This window comes from Lysinibacillus mangiferihumi (assembly GCF_003049665.1).
Classification (GTDB): domain Bacteria; phylum Bacillota; class Bacilli; order Bacillales_A; family Planococcaceae; genus Lysinibacillus; species Lysinibacillus mangiferihumi.
Genome location: NZ_PYWM01000017.1, coordinates 1 through 21,020 on the forward strand (window position 1 = coordinate 1; position 21,020 = coordinate 21,020).

21 protein-coding genes, 1 pseudogene and 1 riboswitch are annotated in these 21,020 nt (G+C 36.6%); of the genes and pseudogenes, 11 read left to right on the top strand and 11 right to left on the bottom strand.

The window, feature by feature from the left end:
- Positions 1–149: 149 nt before the first annotated feature.
- Complete coding sequence (locus C9J37_RS29005; RefSeq protein ID WP_235617136.1) at positions 150–404, bottom strand: hypothetical protein; 255 nt, start codon at positions 402–404, stop codon at positions 150–152.
- Between the two features lie 267 nt (positions 405–671).
- On the opposite strand from C9J37_RS29005, the gene C9J37_RS15550 reads away from it, so the two are divergent.
- Positions 672–2,276, top strand: coding sequence for an ABC-F family ATP-binding cassette domain-containing protein (locus C9J37_RS15550; RefSeq protein ID WP_107896064.1), 1,605 nt, complete (start codon positions 672–674; stop codon positions 2,274–2,276).
- A 114-nt stretch (positions 2,277–2,390) separates the two neighbouring features.
- Here the strand turns inward: C9J37_RS15550 and C9J37_RS15555 are convergent, their stop codons facing one another.
- On the bottom strand, positions 2,391–2,861 hold the full coding sequence (locus tag C9J37_RS15555; protein ID WP_107896065.1) for a DinB family protein: 471 nt from the start codon (positions 2,859–2,861) through the stop codon (positions 2,391–2,393).
- A gap of 226 nt (positions 2,862–3,087) precedes the next feature.
- On the opposite strand from C9J37_RS15555, the gene C9J37_RS15560 reads away from it, so the two are divergent.
- The 6 genes and pseudogenes from C9J37_RS15560 (at position 3,088) to C9J37_RS15585 (ending at position 7,127) form a co-directional block, all read left to right on the top strand.
- The gene (locus C9J37_RS15560) at positions 3,088–4,083 is read left to right on the top strand and encodes a S66 family peptidase (RefSeq protein ID WP_107896066.1); all 996 of its coding nucleotides are present in this window, start codon (positions 3,088–3,090) and stop codon (positions 4,081–4,083) included.
- 60 nt (positions 4,084–4,143) lie between these two features.
- On the top strand, positions 4,144–4,800 hold the full coding sequence (locus C9J37_RS15565; protein ID WP_107896067.1) for a hypothetical protein: 657 nt from the start codon (positions 4,144–4,146) through the stop codon (positions 4,798–4,800).
- A 57-nt stretch (positions 4,801–4,857) separates the two neighbouring features.
- Complete coding sequence (locus C9J37_RS15570; protein ID WP_107896068.1) at positions 4,858–5,682, top strand: S1C family serine protease; 825 nt, start codon at positions 4,858–4,860, stop codon at positions 5,680–5,682.
- A gap of 385 nt (positions 5,683–6,067) precedes the next feature.
- Complete coding sequence (locus C9J37_RS15575) at positions 6,068–6,433, top strand: DUF2089 domain-containing protein (RefSeq protein ID WP_024361649.1); 366 nt, start codon at positions 6,068–6,070, stop codon at positions 6,431–6,433.
- Positions 6,434–6,446: 13 nt separating this feature from the next.
- Positions 6,447–6,836, top strand: a complete 390-nt coding sequence (locus C9J37_RS15580) for an SHOCT-like domain-containing protein (protein WP_024361648.1) — start codon at positions 6,447–6,449, stop codon at positions 6,834–6,836.
- A 10-nt stretch (positions 6,837–6,846) separates the two neighbouring features.
- Positions 6,847–7,127 (top strand): annotated as a pseudogene (locus C9J37_RS15585) (hypothetical protein).
- A gap of 104 nt (positions 7,128–7,231) precedes the next feature.
- Here the strand turns inward: C9J37_RS15585 and C9J37_RS15590 are convergent.
- The 3 genes from C9J37_RS15590 to C9J37_RS15600 form a co-directional block, all read right to left on the bottom strand.
- Positions 7,232–7,711, bottom strand: a complete 480-nt coding sequence (locus C9J37_RS15590) for a YkvA family protein (RefSeq protein WP_107896069.1) — start codon at positions 7,709–7,711, stop codon at positions 7,232–7,234.
- A 198-nt stretch (positions 7,712–7,909) separates the two neighbouring features.
- Positions 7,910–8,110, bottom strand: coding sequence for a cold-shock protein (locus C9J37_RS15595; RefSeq protein ID WP_004230088.1), 201 nt, complete (start codon positions 8,108–8,110; stop codon positions 7,910–7,912).
- A gap of 222 nt (positions 8,111–8,332) precedes the next feature.
- Positions 8,333–8,614: a DUF1033 family protein gene (locus C9J37_RS15600; protein WP_107896070.1), complete on the bottom strand. Its 282-nt coding sequence runs from the start codon at positions 8,612–8,614 to the stop codon at positions 8,333–8,335.
- A 130-nt stretch (positions 8,615–8,744) separates the two neighbouring features.
- Here C9J37_RS15600 and C9J37_RS15605 point away from each other — a divergent pair, with 130 nt between their 5' ends.
- The 4 genes from C9J37_RS15605 (at position 8,745) to C9J37_RS15620 (ending at position 12,754) form a co-directional block, all read left to right on the top strand.
- A complete protein-coding gene (locus tag C9J37_RS15605; protein WP_107896071.1) occupies positions 8,745–10,472 on the top strand; it encodes a globin-coupled sensor protein in 1,728 nt (575 codons plus the stop codon).
- A gap of 41 nt (positions 10,473–10,513) precedes the next feature.
- Positions 10,514–10,795, top strand: coding sequence for an acylphosphatase (locus C9J37_RS15610; protein ID WP_069512549.1), 282 nt, complete (start codon positions 10,514–10,516; stop codon positions 10,793–10,795).
- A 241-nt stretch (positions 10,796–11,036) separates the two neighbouring features.
- Positions 11,037–11,687 carry a 5-bromo-4-chloroindolyl phosphate hydrolysis family protein gene (locus C9J37_RS15615; protein ID WP_107896072.1) on the top strand — a complete coding sequence of 217 codons (651 nt, stop codon included), beginning with the start codon at positions 11,037–11,039 and terminating at the stop codon, positions 11,685–11,687.
- Complete coding sequence (locus C9J37_RS15620) at positions 11,684–12,754, top strand: toxic anion resistance protein (protein WP_107896073.1); 1,071 nt, start codon at positions 11,684–11,686, stop codon at positions 12,752–12,754. Before C9J37_RS15615 ends, C9J37_RS15620 begins: the two co-directional genes overlap by 4 nt.
- A gap of 64 nt (positions 12,755–12,818) precedes the next feature.
- Here the strand turns inward: C9J37_RS15620 and C9J37_RS15625 are convergent, their stop codons facing one another.
- The 6 genes from C9J37_RS15625 to C9J37_RS15650 all read right to left on the bottom strand — a co-directional run bounded on the left by C9J37_RS15625 (position 12,819) and on the right by C9J37_RS15650 (position 20,952).
- Positions 12,819–13,016, bottom strand: coding sequence for a DUF6501 family protein (locus C9J37_RS15625; RefSeq protein ID WP_025219552.1), 198 nt, complete (start codon positions 13,014–13,016; stop codon positions 12,819–12,821).
- A 498-nt stretch (positions 13,017–13,514) separates the two neighbouring features.
- The gene (locus C9J37_RS15630; protein ID WP_069512546.1) at positions 13,515–14,246 is read right to left on the bottom strand and encodes an amino acid ABC transporter ATP-binding protein; all 732 of its coding nucleotides are present in this window, start codon (positions 14,244–14,246) and stop codon (positions 13,515–13,517) included.
- 13 nt (positions 14,247–14,259) lie between these two features.
- On the bottom strand, positions 14,260–14,985 hold the full coding sequence (locus C9J37_RS15635; RefSeq protein ID WP_069512545.1) for an amino acid ABC transporter permease: 726 nt from the start codon (positions 14,983–14,985) through the stop codon (positions 14,260–14,262).
- 284 nt (positions 14,986–15,269) lie between these two features.
- Positions 15,270–16,124, bottom strand: a complete 855-nt coding sequence (locus C9J37_RS15640) for a transporter substrate-binding domain-containing protein (protein ID WP_107896074.1) — start codon at positions 16,122–16,124, stop codon at positions 15,270–15,272.
- Positions 16,125–16,243: 119 nt separating this feature from the next.
- Positions 16,244–16,429, bottom strand: a riboswitch (Lysine riboswitch).
- A gap of 376 nt (positions 16,430–16,805) precedes the next feature.
- Positions 16,806–18,038, bottom strand: coding sequence for a 2-oxoglutarate dehydrogenase complex dihydrolipoyllysine-residue succinyltransferase (gene odhB, locus C9J37_RS15645; protein WP_107896075.1), 1,233 nt, complete (start codon positions 18,036–18,038; stop codon positions 16,806–16,808).
- A 91-nt stretch (positions 18,039–18,129) separates the two neighbouring features.
- The gene (locus C9J37_RS15650; protein WP_107896076.1) at positions 18,130–20,952 is read right to left on the bottom strand and encodes a 2-oxoglutarate dehydrogenase E1 component; all 2,823 of its coding nucleotides are present in this window, start codon (positions 20,950–20,952) and stop codon (positions 18,130–18,132) included.
- Between the last annotated feature and the right edge of the window lie 68 nt (positions 20,953–21,020).

The following is a 21,020-nucleotide window of genomic DNA, read 5'->3' on the forward strand; positions in this document are numbered from 1 at the left end:
AATTGGTTTTCCCTCAAGATTCATTTTCAATCTTCAATAACTAGACTATTTTCTCGGTACAAATGTACTTGAGCATTATAAATCTCATGAAATTCCTAAAGTATTAGATTTTGGTGAATAATTCAGGTTAATATTTGAAATAGCAAGATTTATTTTTTCTGTTGCTCCTGTTGTTCAAATTTTCTTAATTCCTTTACAATGTCATTCGTAATTTTAGTACGATGATCTTCTAAACCATAGCTATTCATAAAGTCTTTAGTGGCCTGCTGATACTGGTTATTGCGTTCTTCAATGGCCTTTTCATATTCGTTATATAATTCTTTTATTTCGGGAATAAATGTAGAATTTTGATGTTGGTAATACCCTAAGCCTGATATCTTAGCTTTGACAAATATAGCTGCCATTTTCTGATCTAATTCAGAATTTCTCTTATGTAATATTTCAAGGAACTCTACATTTTGTCATACGCTCGATTACCAAGCCAGCCTTCCATTATTCAGGACTTGATAGTCCATATACTCTAACAATTCAATTTCCTTTTTAGTTAACATACCGTTACTCTCCTTCTTTTTTCTTTTAAATGATGATAAACCTTGATTTAATAATGTTTATAGACTATGGAACATATTTCATGCTATACTAGAGCCATTGTGAAAAAAGGAGGAACTTGCATGATTCAAGTAAGTAATGTAGGTCTTCGCTATGGCGATCGTAAACTATTTGAAGACGTAAATATAAAATTCACACCGGGGAATTGCTACGGTTTAATTGGGGCAAATGGTGCAGGAAAATCAACATTCCTAAAAATTCTTTCTGGTGAAATTGAAGCACAAGAAGGAAATGTTTCAATGGGTAAGGACGAACGCTTATCTGTCCTTAAACAAAACCACTTCGAATACGACGAGCATACAGTACTTGATACTGTCATTATGGGTAACAAACGCCTATATGATGTAAAAAATGAAAAAGATGCAATTTATGCAAAAGAAGATTTCTCTGATGAAGATGGCATGCGTGCTGCTGAATTAGAAGGTGAATTTGCAGAGCTAAACGGTTGGGAAGCTGAATCGGAAGCAGCAACATTATTAAACGGTTTAGGCATCTCAGATGACCTTCATTATATGTTAATGGGTGACCTTGAAGGTTCTGACAAAGTGAAAGTGTTATTAGCACAAGCTTTATTCGGCCAACCAGATGTTCTATTACTGGATGAGCCTACCAACCACCTTGACTTAAAAGCGATTCAATGGTTAGAAGAATTCTTAATTAACTTTGAAAATACAGTAATCGTCGTTTCCCATGACCGTCACTTCTTAAACAAAGTATGTACGCATATCGCGGATTTGGATTTCTCTAAAATCCAATTATATGTGGGTAACTACGACTTCTGGTATGAATCTTCTCAATTAGCGCAAAAAATGGCACAAGACCAAAATGCGAAAAAAGAAGAAAAAATTAAAGAATTACAAGCGTTTATCGCGCGTTTCTCTGCCAATGCGTCTAAATCAAAACAAGCAACATCTCGTAAAAAAATGCTGGATAAAATCGAGCTTGATGATATTAGACCTTCTAGCCGAAAATATCCATTTATCAACTTCCAAATCGGCCGTGAAATCGGTAATGATGTCTTAACAGTGGATGGTTTGACAGCGAGTCAAGAAGGTCAAACGTTATTTAAAGACATTCGCTTCTCGATGAATAAAGAAGATAAAATCGTATTACTTGGTAGCCCGATGGCAAAAACAGCGCTTCTTGATATCCTAATGGAAGAAAAAGAAGCAGATGCAGGTACATTTAAATGGGGTGTCACAACATCTCAAAGCTACTTCGAAAACGATCATGATAAATACTTTGAAGGCTCTGAAAAATCATTAGTAGAATGGCTTCGTCAATATTCACCTGATGATGAAACAGAAAGCTTCCTACGCGGTTTCTTAGGTCGCATGCTATTCTCTGGTGAAGAAGTAAAAAAATCCCCTTCTGTCTTATCAGGGGGAGAAAAAGTGCGTTGTATGTTGTCTAAAATGATGTTAGCAACTGCTAATGTTATTTTACTTGATGAACCAACGAACCACCTTGACCTTGAGTCAATTCAAGCGCTAAATGAAGGTTTAATCCGCTTTAAAGGTGCCATGATTTTCACATCTCATGACCATCAGTTCATCCAAACAATTGCTAACCGTGTCATTGAAATCCGTGAAGATGGTACGATTTTAGACAAACAGTTAACTTATGATGAGTTTTTAGAGTGGAAAGACAGCCAAGGTTTAAACTAAACCTTTCTCTCAAAAAACGTTTCATAGTATGATACTCCCCCACTTACTTGGGGGAGTTTTTATTTTGGAAATTAAAAAACGACAAATACTGCATGTATTTGCCGTCTAATTGGATTATTGCATTTCTTTCGTTGGTCCTAATACACCTGGTACAGGTAAACCAGCTTGTCGTAATAGTACAGTCATTTGTCCACGATGATGTGTTTGATGATCAATCATTGCGCGTAATAATGCGCCTCTAGAAATCGGTCCTTTAAAACTGTTCACTTCTTCTAGTAACCCCTCATTTGAAAGCTTTGCCGCTTCCTCTTTAATACTGTTGGCTAACTTTTCATAGGTCGCTACAATTTCAGCTGCTGTAGTTGGAACTTGATCTTCTTGACGAATCATTGGCACCGTTAAACCTGCTAAATAACTAAAATAGCCTGCTGCACCAACTAAATGCCAGCCTAACCAAGCTAATGAATTATGTCCTTCAACAATACATTGGTCTAACGTATCATCCGTCATTGCTTTTAGTACTTGAACCGTTCCTTCCGCTGCAATTGACCAGTCGTTTAGAAAATCTTCTACTTGTCGATACATCGAATCGCCCCCCATTTTTTGACTCTGACATTATCATAGTCAATTCTAAACGGTATCGCAAGTTTCTAGAATATGGTTAACATACATAACAATATCAACTTTGCTACAAATGTTCTAAATTACTGTTGATAGTAGCATCTATTTCATAAAGTAGCAGAGTTCACCCATATAGTTGTAAAATCATGTATAATGGGCTACAACTTAAACAATTGGAAAGAGGTATTTTATGTTCTCCCCATTAAAACAAGGCGATACTATTGGTATTTATTCGCCTTCCAAACCAGCTTCAGTACTTGCTAAAGCACGTTATGAACGAGGTAAGGCAAGATTACAGGCACTCGGCTTTACCATCAAGGAAGGTCTATTAACTGGCAAGAGTGATACATACCGTTCTGGTACGCCAAAGGAGCGTGCACAAGAGCTCAATGATTTACTACTGGATCCTACGGTGAAAATGATATTGCCTACGATGGGAGGCACAAATGCAAATAGTATGTTGCCTTATATAGATTATGCAGCGTTACAACAAACGCCTAAAATACTTGTGGGCTTGTCGGATGTAACAGCAATCCTACTTGCCATCTATGCAAAGACTGGTATTCCTGTGTTTTACGGACCTTCTGTTGCATCCACATTCGGTGAATTCCCACCATTCGTCAACTACACAGAACAATATTTTAAAAATTTGTTTATGCAAGCCGTGCCAATTCCTTATGAAATGCCCACTCCCCCTATATGGACGGACGACCGCATTAATTGGCTTGAAAAAACTGTAGAAAAAACACAACATGATAATGCATGGATTACCGTACAACAAGGAAGTGCGGAAGGTCGTTTAATCGGTGGTAATATCAATACAATGTATGGTTTTATAGGAACCCCCTTCTTCCCAAAAATAAAAGAAGGCGATGTTTTACTGTTAGAAGATACATCCAAAACGATTGCTGTAGTGGAGAAAAACTTCGCCATGCTAAAATTACATGGCTTCTTCGACAAAATTTCAGCGATTATTTTAGGTAAACATGAGCAATACGATGATGAAGGAACAGGACGAAAACCATACGATGTTTTGTTAGAACAGCTGGACGGGTTAGCCATCCCAATCTTGGCGGAGGTGGATTGTTGTCATACACACCCATTGCACGCAATGCCACTTGGTTTACGTGTCAAAGTGGATGCAACGCAAAAACGCATTACATTTTTAGAGAGCTGGTTCTCTTAATATTCGTATCTAGTCGTCACTTCACGTATACTTAAAGAAAAATGGCAAAAGGAGTTGGATATGAGACAAATCATATTCTTATGTCTAGCACTCATTCTTGTTGGCTGTACAAACAATTCAAAAACTGAGCGTCAGGAACAAACTAGCCTTGCAACGAATCATGACAAGACCCAAACAGATGAGCAAAATGCAAAACAGCTAGATGCAGGACTGATAACTGACTATTTCCCTCCAGATGGATCAACAGCTTATTTTCAAGGTGAAGGCAACGAATTTGCTAGTTACACACTTCAGACAAGCTATATCGATAAAACGTCAATTGCACAAATCGAAAATAATGGCGGTGTCATTTTATTAAAAGTTTATCGTATTACGAATGCCGCAATAGAACTTGTTTATATGGAAGCGGTCGATGAAGCTCCTACAGTGCCAACAGCTCAAGAAATAGCAACCTTTCCGGTTATTGAAACAATTTTACAACAACCGCTGCAAGTTGGGCATCGCTTTGATGGTTGGGTAATTCTATCGACTACCGCCGCTATCACAACGAGCTTCGCTACTTTCCACAATGTAATTGAGCTTAGTAAAACAAAGGACAACATGACGACGACAAAATATTTTGCCAAAGGTGTGGGGCTTATCCATACTAAAGACGAAATGAAAACAAATAAGGAAGAAGTATTTACGGTCACTTCAACGCTTCAAAAAATCGAATAAATTGTCTACATTGGCGTCTCTCTGGCGCCTTTTTCTTTAAGTAAGGAGGTAGCTTACATGAGCGACATACATAAGCACACTACTGAAGAAGAGTTAACAGAAGAGGAATTGATTGAACTTGTTCTGGCAGAGCAACAAAAGGCTTTAGCTGAAGAACAAGAAAGACGCCTGCAAGGAAGCAAGCCGAAGAAGCAGAAGCCTATTATTAAATGGATGATATGGTGCATGGCGTTCGTCTTATTTATGAATACATTTGCGCTAATTTTCCAAATTTACTCGATACCAGCTATTGAATTTCTCAAGGTCTCTAGTCAATTATCGAAGCAAGAAGATATTCAAACGTATAAAAAAGCGATTGTTGAAGTCTCTACTGGCTCTAGTAAAGGGACAGGCTTTGTCATTTCTCCAGATGGCTTAGTAGTAACAAATGCCCATGTGGTGGAAAATGCGCTTACATTGTCTGTTGTCTTTCCAGAACAAGGGCTTATGGAAGCACAATTAGTACAAAGTTTTCCTGAAGTCGATTTAGCTCTTTTGCAAGTTACTGGTACCAACCTACCGTCGTTAACGCTTGCCAATCGCCCTAGTTATCAAGAGGATGAGGCAGTTTATTTCATTGGTAATCCACTGGCTTTCACAGGTATTGCAAATAAAGGAACATTACTAAATGAAATTTATCTTGATGATTGGCAGGTGCCCGTTATGATGATGCAAGCACCTGTATACAAAGGCAATAGTGGGAGCCCTGTTCTTAATACAGACGGTGATGTTATTGGTATTGTGTTCGCCACCATGAAAAAGGAGCCTTATGGACGAGTAGGATTGTTTATACCTGTCCATGTTTTACAAGAACAAATCGAGCAAACTATTAATGCGTCATAATTAACTTAGCAACTGATGTACTTCTATGATTAATGAAAGCCCCTCCTTCTATCTTCTATAGATAGCGGCGGGGCTTCTCATTTTACATCTTTCCTGACATTTCACCATGATTATACACGCTTCACTACAAGATATACTTTCAGTTAGACATAATTGTACTTCCCTTCTTCTCAATAATATATTCCAATTTCAAAAACCACTCATATAGTAGTGATAAGTCACTCCTCCTATTGCTCTTATAAATCGAAAATCAAACTACAATTCAATATTAATGATTAATTTATTAAAGTTTTTTATTAATAAAATTAATTTATTTAATTTTAATGTTTATTTTATTGATTTTTTATTATATAATTTAATCAACAAATAGAAAGGATGTCACACTATGGCTTATAAAGTAATTACAAATTGTCCGGTCTGTAGTAAAACATTAAAAATAACCAGGCTAAAATGCTCTCATTGTCACACTACGATTGAAAATGAATTTGAATTATCAAAGCTGGCTTCCTTATCAAAGGATCAGCTGCATTTTGTGGAAGTATTTTTGACATGCAGAGGAAATATTAAAGAAGTTGAAAAAGAATTGGGTATTTCCTATCCAACGGTAAGAGGCAAGTTAACAGACATTATTTCATCCCTTGGATATGAGCCAAAAAAGAAAAATGAAATCGACGAAAAAAAAGTTGTCACTATGTTGGAAAATGGCGAAATCACAGCTGAAGAAGCCATTAAACTTTTAAAAGAAGAATAAGGGGGAATCAATGATGAAAGAAGAAATTTCAAGAGTGTTAACCATGATTCAAGAAGGAAAAATTGATGCAGACAAAGGATCTGAACTAATTCAAGCATTAAAGGATAAAGAAGAAACGGGAAATATATCGTTAGAAAAACCAACTACCTATTTAGATAAAACATTAAAAATTCGTGTGATTTCTGCCGAAAATGATAATGTTACAGTTAATTTGCCTATAAAACTTGTAAAAGTAATATTAATGGCAGGTCACAGCATTGCTGCAAGCATACCTCAATCAGAAAAATATGTTAAAGATATAGATATCAACCTTATCTTAGAAGCAATCGAAAACGAATTAGATGGCCAAATTGTTGATATTAAATCTGCAGACGGGGATACCGTTTCAGTTATTATTGAATAGTGAAACGCTTATGATGTATGTCAAAGTAAAAGCAAAAGGTGTGCGCTTCACCTTTCCTATTCCATATGCATTTGTCAATATCGCTATTTCCATTTTAACTTCAAAGTTTATGCAGCTAATGGCAAACAAATGGACAAAAGATCACTTCGAAAGAAAAAAATAGACTTTACTTTTCCACCAATAGATAGAGAAGTACTCAAACCTATTGTTCGGGAGCTAAAAAATTATAAAGGAATCGTACTAGTGGATGTCAAAGCAAATGATGGTACTGAAGTGAAGGTTACATTATAGTTTACAGTACATGGAGAAGGTACAGTGAACAAAGCGAACAATCCCCCCCTTTCTAAAAGAATGGGGGATTTTAATTCGGAATAATTTAAGTTAACATAATATTATTATTTATTGTTTTTGTGCAGATAGTTTGTAACAATTGATTTTGCAGGCATTTTACTTAAAAGTTCCTCGCTTGTTTCTGTTAGTTTTTGTAAAACCCCAAGTAATTTTTCATCACCAGTCCAATGTTTTTCAATCACTTCAGGGCCCAATTTATTAATCGTCATATTAAGGACATACGTCGCTAACATCAAGTCATCCAGAAAACCTCCAAAACCAAATATACCTTCTGGTAAAACATCCATTGGGAAAATAAAATACGTAATGGTCGCCCCAATTAATGTTTTACTTTTAGAGTCAATAGCAGGATCTGTCACGATTTTAATTAGTAAATGAAATATATCAGGTACAAACAATAAATAATCAGCATATCGATGGTTCTTCCCTGTTTTTGAAGTGAAAAATTGTACAAATTTCCTCCGCAATTTTTGATAAAAATCATGATGTTCCTGCTTATTCTGTTTGTTTCCGTTGTTATCCATTTTGAGCTACCTCCTTCTACTCTTTAATTCCCTATTACCCTAAAACGAAAAATAATTCTATAAATAATTAAAAATGAGCTATTGAAAACGAGTCTACCTGCCCTTACTATTGTCGAACTAGCACAAAAGTATACAAAAAAAGCACCCTATAAAAATAGGGTGCCTTTTTTTAACGAAAGTAATTTTAATTACTGAGAATTAAAGTTTAGTTACGTTAGCAGCTTGTGGTCCGCGGTTGCCATCTACAACTTCGAATTCCACTTTTTGACCTTCGTCAAGTGTTTTGAAACCTTCGCCTTGGATAGCTGAGAAGTGTACGAATACGTCGTTTTCGCCTTCAACTTCGATGAATCCAAAACCTTTTTCTGAGTTAAACCATTTTACTGTACCTTGTTTCATTTAAAAAAACCTCCAAAAAAATAAAAGTGAACAATATGTAATTTCTTCAACGAATTAAAAAAATTCACATATTACAAAGAGTACCGAACTAACGCGATCACTTTTTGTAATATGTGAATCCATGTTTCCGGTGAAGCAATTAAATTGTTAAGTTAAGTATACCATCATTCATAATTTTGTCAAATAAAGAAAATTGTTTTTTTAATTAATTTGAAAATTTATTTAACAATTCCCTTCAAAAGCCATTATGCCATGGTATACTTGGGCATCATCATCACAGGCTTCGCAGTAAAAACTTTCATCTTCAGACCAAAAAGCCCAAAAACCCCCCTCTTTAGTCGCTTCATGTTCATATACGGATCGGAAATGCGCTAATTTCCGTTGTAATGCCTGCTCAAATTGTTCTTTTGTATCAAACGTTTCTTGCGTTTGAATAAAAGCTTCCCAGCCTTCAAATTTCCACCAAGGCTCATAGTCAGCTTTCATGTAAAGTATTGTATACATATTTGCCACATTCCTTGCTGTTATAAGATATTCTAATTTTAGCAAACACTTCTGAAATGTCTATTAAAACACCCTGCAATATGCTATTATTACCTTATTATTCATTATTTAATTTGGGAGGTATTTTTTTATGTTTTCAAGTATTCGACCTAAGGCCGAGCTAGAACAATTGCTAAAGCGAGGGACCAACTTAAGTGCAACAGGCCGTTTCAACAAGACATTGGCATTTAATCATTTTAATAAACAAGATGAAGAAAATTTAAAGGCTCTTTTTTATAAACTGAAGGATATTACGCCTTCTATGAATGCAATATTTAAAAATTATTTAAATGAAATCTCTCCCTCCTCTCAACAAACGATCAGTGAAGAAAATATTAGTCGCTATTTAACGCAATTTTTCTTGGCCACTCGTGATGATGAATATGTGGATGAAACGGTAAAGTTTTTTAATCTGTTTCGAAAAAACCAATATGAACCTGGTAAGTTAATTGTAGTATTTAACCAATTTGCTTTTTATATTACGACTTACATTTTACATAACTTTGGTTTAAAACCATACAAAGCTTTTGAGTATATGAAATCTTTCCAATCAGCTGTCAATGTTGACCAGGAACTACTTGTGGAAGTATTAACAGAGCGTATTATCGAGAACGTTGTCGCTGAAATTTCTTCACTCATGGATGTAAATGCAAAAATTATGTACATGAAAGATTTAGTATTTAGTTTAGATAAACAAAATGAAGAAATACAATCATCTACTGCCGCAACGGAGGAAATTGCCGCATCGATTAATGAAGTTGCTCGTATGTCCTCGCATATTTCCGAGAAAACAACGGAATCAGTTGATCATGCTGTGAAAGGTAAGAATGCCATTGAGCATGCTTTATCAGAAATTTTTAAAACGGAAGAAACGTTTACTACCATCGTTGATTCGTTTACTGAGTTACAAAAACGCGTCAATGATATCGAACACGTTGTGACTTTAATAAATCAAATTGCCGATCAAACAAACTTACTTGCACTGAATGCCTCAATTGAAGCTGCTCGTGCTGGTGAACATGGCAAAGGTTTTGCTGTTGTAGCGCAAGAAGTCCGCAAGTTAGCAGAAGGAACGGTTTCCGCTCTTAGTGAAGTATCGACAAATGTTCACCATCTGAAAAGTTACTCCAATGATGTTTCGCATTCCATAACAGAAACAACAACGATTATTAAAGAAGCAACGATTGAGGCAAAACAATCATTACCATTGCTAAATGCTATTGTCGCTGCAATTGAAGGAATTAATCTCGATGTGACAAATACGGCTGCCATTTCGCAGGAGCAAGCTGCTGCCATTGACGAAGTATCAGCACGAATGATTGAAATTTCCGGCCATCAAGATGATATTCGTGATTATAGTTATAATACATCCAGCGATATTCACTTACTCGGGCAAGAAATTAATCGCTTCCGTAATGATATTATCGCGAATAATAATGTCCAGTTATCTTCCATTGCTTTATTACAACTTTCAAAAGCAGACCATATTTTATGGAAATGGCGTATTTATAATATGTTCCTCGGTTTAGAAGAAGTGCAACCAAGCGACGTGTCTTCACATACTGAATGCCGACTCGGTAAATGGTATAGTGCTCCTCGGACAGTGGAACGTTTTGGTCATTTACAAGATTTTCGTGAATTAGACGAATACCACTTACAAGTGCATAAATCGGCTAAGTTGGCTGCGGAAGCATATCAAGAAGGCAATATTCAAAAGGCTGATGGACATTTAAAAGAGGTAGACGAAGCATCGAAGCGTGTTCTATTCTATATTAATAATTTAATTGCATACTTGGAAAAAGAACGTGTTATGCAGTAAGTAGGAGGGACTACCCTCCTCTACTTTTGGGAGGTTTTAGCGTGAACAAGAGAGCGCTGATTAAATTTTTTGGAGATGTTTATGGAACAGGATATCGCTTTTTTATCAAACAAAAAGCGATAGAACTAGGCTTGAAAGGTTACTGCAAGTTAAATGCTCAAGAGCAAATAGAAGTAGAGGTAGAAGGTTCAAAAAAAGCAATAGATGAATTTCTTCTATTTGTTCAAAAGGGCGTTAGCTTACAAGCAGATTCTAATTCTTTTACTTTAGAACTTTTCGACGATTTAAAAGGTTATGTACGTATGGAGTCGGACATTGTTTAAGTCTGACTTCTTTTTTCTACTCATTAACAGACTTTTGCTAATGGTCTTCTATAAAACGAACATACTATAAAGAATACACGCCTACCAAAATGTGAATTCTATCCATTAGACAAGTGTATTTATTGAGAAACTTAGCAATTAGCAGTAAAATTTATGTAAGTCTTAAGATAATTATTGAAACTTTATGTCGATTTTAACGTATTAAAAGATAGACATATTGAAAAGCAAGGAGGAAGAAACGATGCTCAGTATCGGACAGTTTTTCTCAAGACATACCGCTAGCCTTTTAATTTCTCTATCAACTGTTTCTATTACAGCGTTTGCGGCAAATCCAGGATTCTTCCTTGGTGGTTGTTTGTTCGCTGGAACCTATGCAACGAGCACAACATTGCTAAAACTCAGTCAAAAAAGAAAAGTTATGCACATAGCAGGAATTACAAAGGATGAGTATAAACATATTGATTTACAGCTATCGACAGCTAACAAACATATTCAAACATTAAGCCAAAACTATTTACGCGTACGTTCCGTGTCAGCCTTTAAGCAATTACTCGAAATGACACGTATTTCAAAAAACATTATCAAAATTGTCAAAACTGATCCAAGAAAGTTTTACAATGTGGAGCCATTTTTCTATGCGCATCTTCCTTCTGCTGTTGAATTGACTGAAAAGTATACTATGTTGTCAAAACAGCCTGTCAAAGATAAAGAAATCCAAATTACATTATCAAAAACGCGTGAAACATTAGCGGATTTAAATTCCACGTTTCAAATTGACTTAAAGGATGCACTCTCTAATGATATCGATCATCTTCAAATGGAAATTGAATTCGCAAACCGTTCCAATTTAAAACGGAAAGAACAATTGGAATGGCGAGGCGAGGAAAAATGACAGCTAACAGAGATGCTTTCGTCCATTTAGATTCATTGCAAGGAATCTCACCTCTTGTACAAAGCTATTTAGCATCGTCAAATCAAGAAGCGATGGAGACCTATGAGACATTGTCACCTCTTGCCCAAAGTCGTGCACTTTTATATGCAAGTCAAATTGACCTAAGTAGTTTTGAAACCGTATTATCATTAGGCCAAGACTCTCAACGTGCAGTCTCTCATTTTGCAGATCGTATGCTCGCCCAAGTGAAGGATAAAGATGTCACAAAAATTGGGCAAATGCTAGATTCCTTAATGCAAACATTAGATCGTGTAGACCCTGCGGCACTAGAGCCAAAAAAACCATCCTTCTTCAAAAAAATGTTCGGTAAAACGAGTCCAAGCGTCAAACAAACATTAACGGAATTTGAACGCATTAGTATTCAAGTCGAACGAATTGGTGTTCAACTCGAACGTGCTCAACTACAATTGTTAAAAGACGTAGAAATGTTAGAACAGCTATATGCACACAATAGAGGATTTTTTGAAGAGCTTGCAACTGCCATTGCAGCTGGGCTGTTGAAAAAACAGCAAGCCATTGAAGTAGAGTTACCTACAAAAGTCGATATTGTACAAACAACGAAACAACCGCTAGCCGTTCAGCAGCTCAATGATTTCACTGCACAACTGGAAAGACTCGACCAACGTATTTATGATTTACAAGTGTCCCAGCAGGTTGCATTACAAACTGCCCCTCAAATACGGATGATTCAACAAGCTAATCAAACGCTTGCTGAGAAAATAGAGTTTTCAATTGTGACACTTATTCCTCTTTGGAAAAATCAATTGGCTATGATGTTATCCATGAATATGGATCATCATTACAATCAATTGGAAGAAAGACTAGCACGAACAAACGAGCGCTTTACTAGCCCTACTTTTGAACAGCAAGTAATGAAATTTAAAGAAACACAGCAGGAGCTTAAAACGGCCATTCAAGATGTTTTTGCTTTGCATACTGCTACAGAACAGGATAGACAACATTTACAACTAGATGTTGCAGGGATGAAAAAAACAACGAAGGAATAATCTGCTGGGTCGCTAAATATATAAAGGGGTGTCTCAGAAGTTTTCTGTGACACCCCTACTCATTTTATGCGAAATACTCTTTGTAGTAACCACCGATATTACCAGTATTGTCAATAATGAAAATGAACTCTTCTGTTTCATTTTTCACTTCATACTCTTTCCCTACTGTTAATACGTTGGAAACTAAATATTTTGATGCATTCGTATGTTTGCAAGTAACTGTACGAAGTGTTGGCGCATCTTTCCATTTTAAATGTAACATAATTTCTCTACCTCTCTTTACTAGCACTTAGCTAACGTCTATTGTTTATTTTATACGATTTTAGCTCTTTTGTGGAGAAAAAACTATAGAAGTCTATATTTTGTACTTAATGACGTTTTATTTACACATTTACCCTAATAAAATGATACTAGAGGTGTTGTTATGAGTTTTGGTGGTGTTCCGCAATGGTTTTTTATCATCGCTGTTGCATTTGCCATCTGCTTTATTTTATATGCAGAATGGAATTCTAGAAAATAAATGAGTCCATTTGTTATGGGCTTTTCAAACTGTAGAAACTTGTTTTTTCTTTAAAGATACTTTTCTAACACTCGCAAGCCCTACCACGACTTTTCATGGTGGGGCTTGCCTAGTGCTATTACATTTACAAGTAGATTTCCGGTACGGAGTGCTTTCCTATTACAGACGTGACTGAAGCATTCTATCAAGTGCCAGTACGGGCTGAAATCCATTGATGCTGAAGATAAACGAATGCTAAACTTACTTCAGCGTTCGTTTTAAAAACTCTTTTGTACGTTCATGTTCTGGGTTTACTAGCACCTTCGATGGTGGTCCCTCTTCCACAATTACCCCTTTATCCATAAATACAACACGATCTGCAACTTCCTTCGCAAACTCCATTTCATGTGTTACGATTAACATCGTATTTCCAGAATCCGCTAACTCTCGCATAACTTTTAAGACTTCCCCTACCATTTCTGGATCTAGCGCAGATGTCGGTTCATCAAATAGCATCACATCTGGATTCATCGATAATGCCCGCGCAATCGCTACACGCTGCTTTTGACCACCAGATAGTTGACGCGGCTTAGCATTGACGTATTGATCCATACCGACGATTTTAAGATACTTCAAAGCTGTTTTCTCTGCTTCTTCTTTTGAACGTTTTAACACCTTTACTTGCCCTACTGTACAATTTTTTAACACATTATGATTGTTAAATAAATTAAACTGTTGGAAAACCATGCCTAAATGGGTACGATAAGCTTTAATATTATGCTTTTCGTCTAAAATATTTTCCCCTTTATAAATAATTTCGCCACCGTTTGGCGTTTCAAGTAAATTAATGCAACGTAAGAGTGTTGATTTACCGGAACCTGATGAACCGATTAAACATACAACCTCTCCTTTTTCTACTTTAAAATTCACATCTTTCAACACTTGGTTACGTCCAAATGATTTACTTAAATGCTCTATTTGAATGATTGCCATTTGTTCGTCCCCCTTAGTCAATTTCCTTTAATTCTTTTTGATAAGCATCCGGTCCATCAAGGCGTTTTTCAACGTATAATAAAATTCTTGATGCCGTAAATGTCATGATAAAGTACAGCACACATGCAACAAAGAATGATTCGAAATAGCGGAAGTTATTACCTGATATTGATTTCGTTTGGAAAAATAGTTCCGTTACGCCAATCACACTTAAAACGGCCGTATCTTTAATATTCATAATTAATTGGTTGCCTGTTGCAGGTAAAATATTACGCGCAACTTGTGGTAATACGACATACATCATTATTTGCACATGTCCCATCCCAATGGCAGAAGCAGCTTCGTACTGTCCTTTATCAATGGAAACAATCCCTCCGCGAACAATTTCTGCCATATAAGCACCTGTATTAAGCGAAACGACTAAAATACCTGCCGTAATAAAGTGCATATCAATCCCAAAAGCAATATCTAGTCCGTAAAATACTACCATTGCTTGTACAATCATTGGTGTACCACGGAAAAATTCTACATAGCATGTCAGTATAAAATTAAAACATTTTAATACATAATATTTTATACCCTTTTTACGTACTGGAATGGTATGCATAATCCCAATAAAAAATCCGATAAATGCACCAATGACTGTACTGATAATTGAAATAAGTAATGTATAATACGCACCTCGTAAAAACATTTGCCAGTTGTTTTCTATAATAGAAATGATCCAATCTAAACTCATGATGTTCCTCCTAACAACGCGTTGTTGCTTGATATCAAATATGCCTTAGCGAAATCATCTCTTCATTTGAATGATATTGCTTTATTCAAATTATGTGATACACACCATAGACATGAACATTTATTAGAAGGTGCCACCCTTCTATCTAAACGAAAATGATTGAGGCTGCCCCGCTTAGTAAAAATCCTTTTTATTTCAAAAGATTCATACATTTATATCAAAAAATAGCATACTAGAAGTACTTCCAGTATACTATTTTCCATTTTGGCGCAACCCCAACTAAATTACTGTGCTGCAGGTTGTTGAAGAATTGCTTCTTCCATAATTTTTTGGCGATCATCTTCTGAAATACCTTTTAGGATTTCATTGATTTTATCTAGACTTGCATCACCTTTACGTAAACCAACTGCAATTGAAGTATTTGAAATATCTGTATCAAAGCCTTCTTCGAATGATACAAATGTAAATTTGTCATTCGCTGCTGCAGCGGAAATACCTTCTGGACGCTCTGCTACATAACCATCAATTTTGCCAGCTTCTAAAGCGACACGCATTGCAGAGAAGTTCTCCATTGCTGTTTGTTTTTCTACGCCCTTAATTTGATCAATTACATTGTAATTAGACGTATTTAACTGTGAAGTAACTTTTGCACCTGAGAAATCTTGAATAGATTTTGCATCTTCATATTTACTACCTTTTTTAATAACCATTACGAAATCAGAAGTATAGTAGTTTTCTGTAAAATCAATTGTTTGTTTACGTTCTTCGGTTGGAGACATTCCCGCTACAATCGCATCAATTTTTTTGGATTGTAGTGCTGGAACTAAACCATCCCATTCCATTTTGACAATAACTAATTCTTTTCCTAAACCTTCAGCAATCTTTTTCGCCATTTGTACATCATAGCCGCCTGCATATTCTGCATTATCAGCAATTTTTACTGCACCATTTGAATCATCTTGCTGTGTCCAGTTAAATGGAGGATAACCTGCTTCCATACCTATGCGGAATTCACCACCTGTTTCTTCTTTCGCCGCATCACCTGATGCTTTGTCTTCCGATTTGTCTCCAGCACCACAAGCTGCTAACAAAATCGCTGTCATTGCCGTTAACATAAATAGCAACCATTTTCTTTTCATCTAAAACTCCCCTTTTCTGTAAAAAAAATAAAGCAACTGTACAAAAAAAGACCTAAGTTTTGAACTTAGGTCTTACCTTTTATTGACAGTTGCCCAAATCCTCACTATAATTTCCATCATTCTGAGATAGCACAACCTAGTAAACTGGAATTAGATTTACTAGGACAGTCCTGCACTTATTCACTGCAGACCCAGCATAAAAGTACGAGCTCCTTTTATACTTCGGCGATATTTCCTTCTCCATTACGTCTTCGCTTGCTTTAACTCAGCAATGGACTAATAAATACCGCGCCTCTACCTCACAAAAACAAAAGTGAGGTTTGTTTATTTAATTGATATTTAGATATTACTATAAAGCTAGTCTATTCGTCAAGATAGTTTTATCATTTTTCTGACTAATGACAAAATTAGGTTATTATCCTTCTATAATCCATAAATTACATCTAAGAAAGTAGAAGTATTGTAATTATTATTTAATATTTTTTCATAAAATATTATCATGTTCAACACTACCGACAATACAAAAGATTCAGTATTTTTCTATATTTAAAGGCCTTTAGACCAATTGTATAAGGCGAAATTTCGTCTATTCCTTCAGAAGCGAATTCCTCTCTATATATGGACAACAAAAAGCCCTGCAAACCGTTAAATTTGCAGGGCTTGAACACATATTTTTCTGTATTAAGAATTTAATAATAAATCTTCTGGATTTTCAAGTAATTCTTTAACTGTTTTAAGGAAGCCTACAGAATCTTTACCATCGATAATGCGGTGGTCATAAGATAGTGCTAAGTACATCATAGGACGAATTTCTACTTCACCGTTCACTTCTACTGGACGTTTTTTAATTGAGTGCATACCTAAAATAGCAGCTTGAGTACCGTTCATAATAGGTGTTGACATTAATGAACCGAATACACCACCATTTGTAATCGTGAATGAACCACCTTGAAGATCAGCGATACCTAATTTTTTATCGCGAGCTTTTTTAGCTAAATCTGCAATTGAATCTTCAATTTCAGCAAAGTTTTTACGGTCAGCATCGCGAACAACTGGTACTACTAAACCTTCTTCAGTTGATACAGCTACACCAATATCAAAGAAGTTATTTAAGTGAATTTCATCGCCAACGATTTGAGCATTCACATATGGGTATTTTTTAAGTGCAGCCACTACTGCTTTTGTGAAGAATGACATGAAACCAAGCTTAGAGCCAGTTGACTCAAAGAATTGTTCTTTTTTACGTGAACGTAATGCCATTACGTTTGTCATATCTACTTCATTGAATGTTGTAAGCATAGCAGTTGATTGCTTCACTTCTAATAGACGTTTAGCAATTGTTTGACGACGACGGCTCATTTTTTCAATTGTTACACGAGATTCGTCAACAGCTACTACTGCTTTTGGTGCTGCTGGAGCTGCTTGTGGAGCTGCTACTGGTGCTGTACCATGAGCTGCAACGTCTTGAACACGTACACGGCCTTGTGGATCAACTGGAGATACAGCTGCAAGGTCAATACCTTTTTCACGAGCAAGTTTACGTGCTGCAGGAGACGCAATGACACGCTCACCTGAAGTTTCTTCTACAACTGGTGCTGGTGTTGGAGCTGCTGCTTGTGGCGCTGCTGGTGTTGGAGCTGCTGCTACTGGTGCTGCAGCTGGTGCTGGTGCTGCACCTTCGCCAGCTTCTACAACTGCGATTACTTGACCTACAAGAACAGTATCGCCTTCTTCAGCTAAAATTTGTGTTAGTACGCCAGCTTCTTCAGAGATGATTTCAGCGTTTACTTTATCTGTTTCAAGTTCAACGATAAATTCACCTTTTTCCACGCGGTCGCCCACTTTTTTAACCCACTGTGCAATACTACCTTCTGTAATCGATTCTGCTAATTCAGGGACTTTAATTTCAGCCACTTTCATTTCCTCCTTTGATTAACGTGCATAATGCACATAAAAGGGCTACCGCCTTAGGCAAGTAGCCCAGCTTCCAGTAATGTTGATATGTTTATTTAACTTTAACCGTTTCAGCCACTGCTTCTTCAATGACAGCAGACTGAGCTGCTTTATGAGAATCTGCATCGCCTTCTGAAGTTGAGCTCATTGCAGGACGACCTACATAACGAAGCTTTTTACCTTCAGATAGCTCATATAATGTTTCTAATGCGTAATTCCAAGCACCTTGGTTTTTAGGTTCTTCTTGCACCCATGCAATTTCTTTTACATTTGGATACTTAGCAATAATATCAGCTACTTGCGCTGTTGGGAATGGGTAAAGTTGTTCTACACGCACAATGTGTAAGTGATCGAATCCTTCTCCATCTTTTACGCGGTCTGCTAAGTCGATCATTACTTTACCAGTACCTAATACAATACGCTCAACAGATTCCGTTTTTGTACCTAATCCTGGTTGCTCAATTACTTCTTGGAATGAACCATCTGCTAATTGCTCAGCACTTGCTGCAGCTAATGGATGACGAAGTAAAGATTTTGGTGATACAACAACTAGTGGGCGTACACCCTCTGTTTCTAACATTGCTGCTTGACGGCGTAATAAGTGGTAGTAGTTACCTGCATTCGAGCAGTTCGCAACAAACCAGTTATTTTCTGCTGACATTTGTAAATAACGTTCCATACGACTTGAAGAGTGTTCAGGACCTTGACCTTCATAACCATGTGGTAAAAGGATGACAAAGCCTGATTTTTGACCCCATTTAGAACGTGCACCTGAAATGAAGTTATCAAACATCACCTGTGCCATGTTTGCAAAGTCACCAAATTGTGCTTCCCAAACAGATAAAACATTGCCTTTTTCTAGATTGTAACCGTATTCAAAGCCTACAACTCCAGCTTCAGTTAATGGAGAGTTGTGAACTGTAAATGAAGCATTTGCACCTGAAATATGGTGAAGTGGTGTAAATACATTGCCGTTATTTTTGTCATGTAACACTAAATGACGTTGTGAGAATGTACCACGTTGCGCATCTTGACCAGTAAAACGAACAGGTGTGCCATCTTGAATAATTGTTGCATATGCTAATGTTTCAGCATGACCCCAGTCAATTTTAGCAGAAGTAAATGCATCGCGACGTTTTTCTAAAATTTTACCTAATTTCTTTTGTGGCTCGAAGTTTTGTTCAAACACTAAAAGTTCTTCGTTTATTGTTTGTAAACGTTCAGCACCTACTGCTGTATCAATTTGTGGGAATTCAATTTTTAATTCTTCTGGCATCTCTATCTGTTTATGTTCATCTTTAGCTGCCATTTCTTTTACGTGATCGTAAGCCACTTGCATTTCAGCATAGATTGCTGAATCAAGTGCTGCTACTTCATCAGCAGTAACTAGACCTTCTGACACTAATTGCGCACCATACAATGTACGAATTGTATCATGTTTTGCAACAAGTTTATATGTTTCTGGATTTGTTACAGTTGGGTCATCTGTTTCATTGTGACCATGTCGACGGTAACCAATTAAGTCAACAATAATATCTTTACCGAATTTTTGACGATAGTGAGCTGCAAAACGACCTACTTGTGCTACAGCTTCTGGGCTATCTGCATTAACATGTACAACTGGTACTTCGTAACCTTTTGCTGGGTCAGAAGAATAAACAGATGAACGTGAGTCTTGTAGTTCCGTAGTGAAACCAATCATATTGTTCGCAATGATATGAATTGTACCACCAGTTGAGAAACCTTCAGTTTTAGAATAGTTTAACACTTCTGTTACAATCCCTTGACCTGGGAATGCAGCGTCACCATGCACAAGGATACCTAGTCCTTTTGCTGGATTATGCACAGCTTGCCCTGGCTTAGATGTATCATCTTGTGCTGCACGAGTAGAACCTAATACTACCGGGTTTCCAACTTCTAAGTGTGAAGGGTTATACGCTAGTTTGACATTCATACCTGATTCACGTGTATAGGAAGCACCCATGTGGTATTTCACATCACCAGTCCAACCTTTTGTAATTTCAAGTCGACCGTGATCTGGCATAAATAAGTCGTTTGAAACATGTGCAAAGTCAGAGAACATCATGTCATATGGCTTATTTAAAATATGTGTTAGCACATTTAGACGACCACGGTGTGCCATACCAATACGAACATTTTCTACTTTGTTCGCTTCTACTGTTTTTAAAATTTCATCAAAAAGGACGATTTGAGTATCTAAACCTTCACCTGAGAAACGTTTTTGACCAACAAATGTTTTGTGAATAAATTTCTCAAAGTTTTCAACACGTGTTAAACGGTCTAATAACGCTTTTTTCTCATCTGAAGATAGTGCTTGTTTTAAAGAACCAGATTCAATTTGAGTTTGAATCCAATCACGTTCTTCAGTTACGACAACATGCCCATATTCAAAAGCTATTTTATCTGTATAAACAGATTTTAAATAATCAATTGCATCCTTACCATTTTTCACGCCCGCTGGCACATCTTTGAAGAAGATAGCAGCAGGAATTTCTGCTAAATCCGCAGGACTTAAGTTGAACGCACTTTCTTCAATTTGCGCTGTTTGAAGTGCACGATTTTTTAAAGGATAAATATCTGCTGCTAAATGTCCTTGTGAACGAATTGCATCAGCTAATTTAACAGCTGCCAATACCTTTTTATAATCGCCAGCAGGAGCTGCTGAACCACTTACTACAGCTACATCACCTTCTACTACGACTGGTGCACCAAATTGTTGGAATAATGATACTAACTCCGGTTCTACTTCTTCAGGAGACTGTAAGAATAAGTCGTATTGCTCCATCACATATCCTAAGTTAGGACCAGAGAAAGCTGACCATGGAGAACTTACAGTTGTAACGTTGTTCGACATGAAAAATGACCTCCAAATTTTGCCTATCGGCAGTTCCATTAATTAAATTACAATTAATTATATAATAT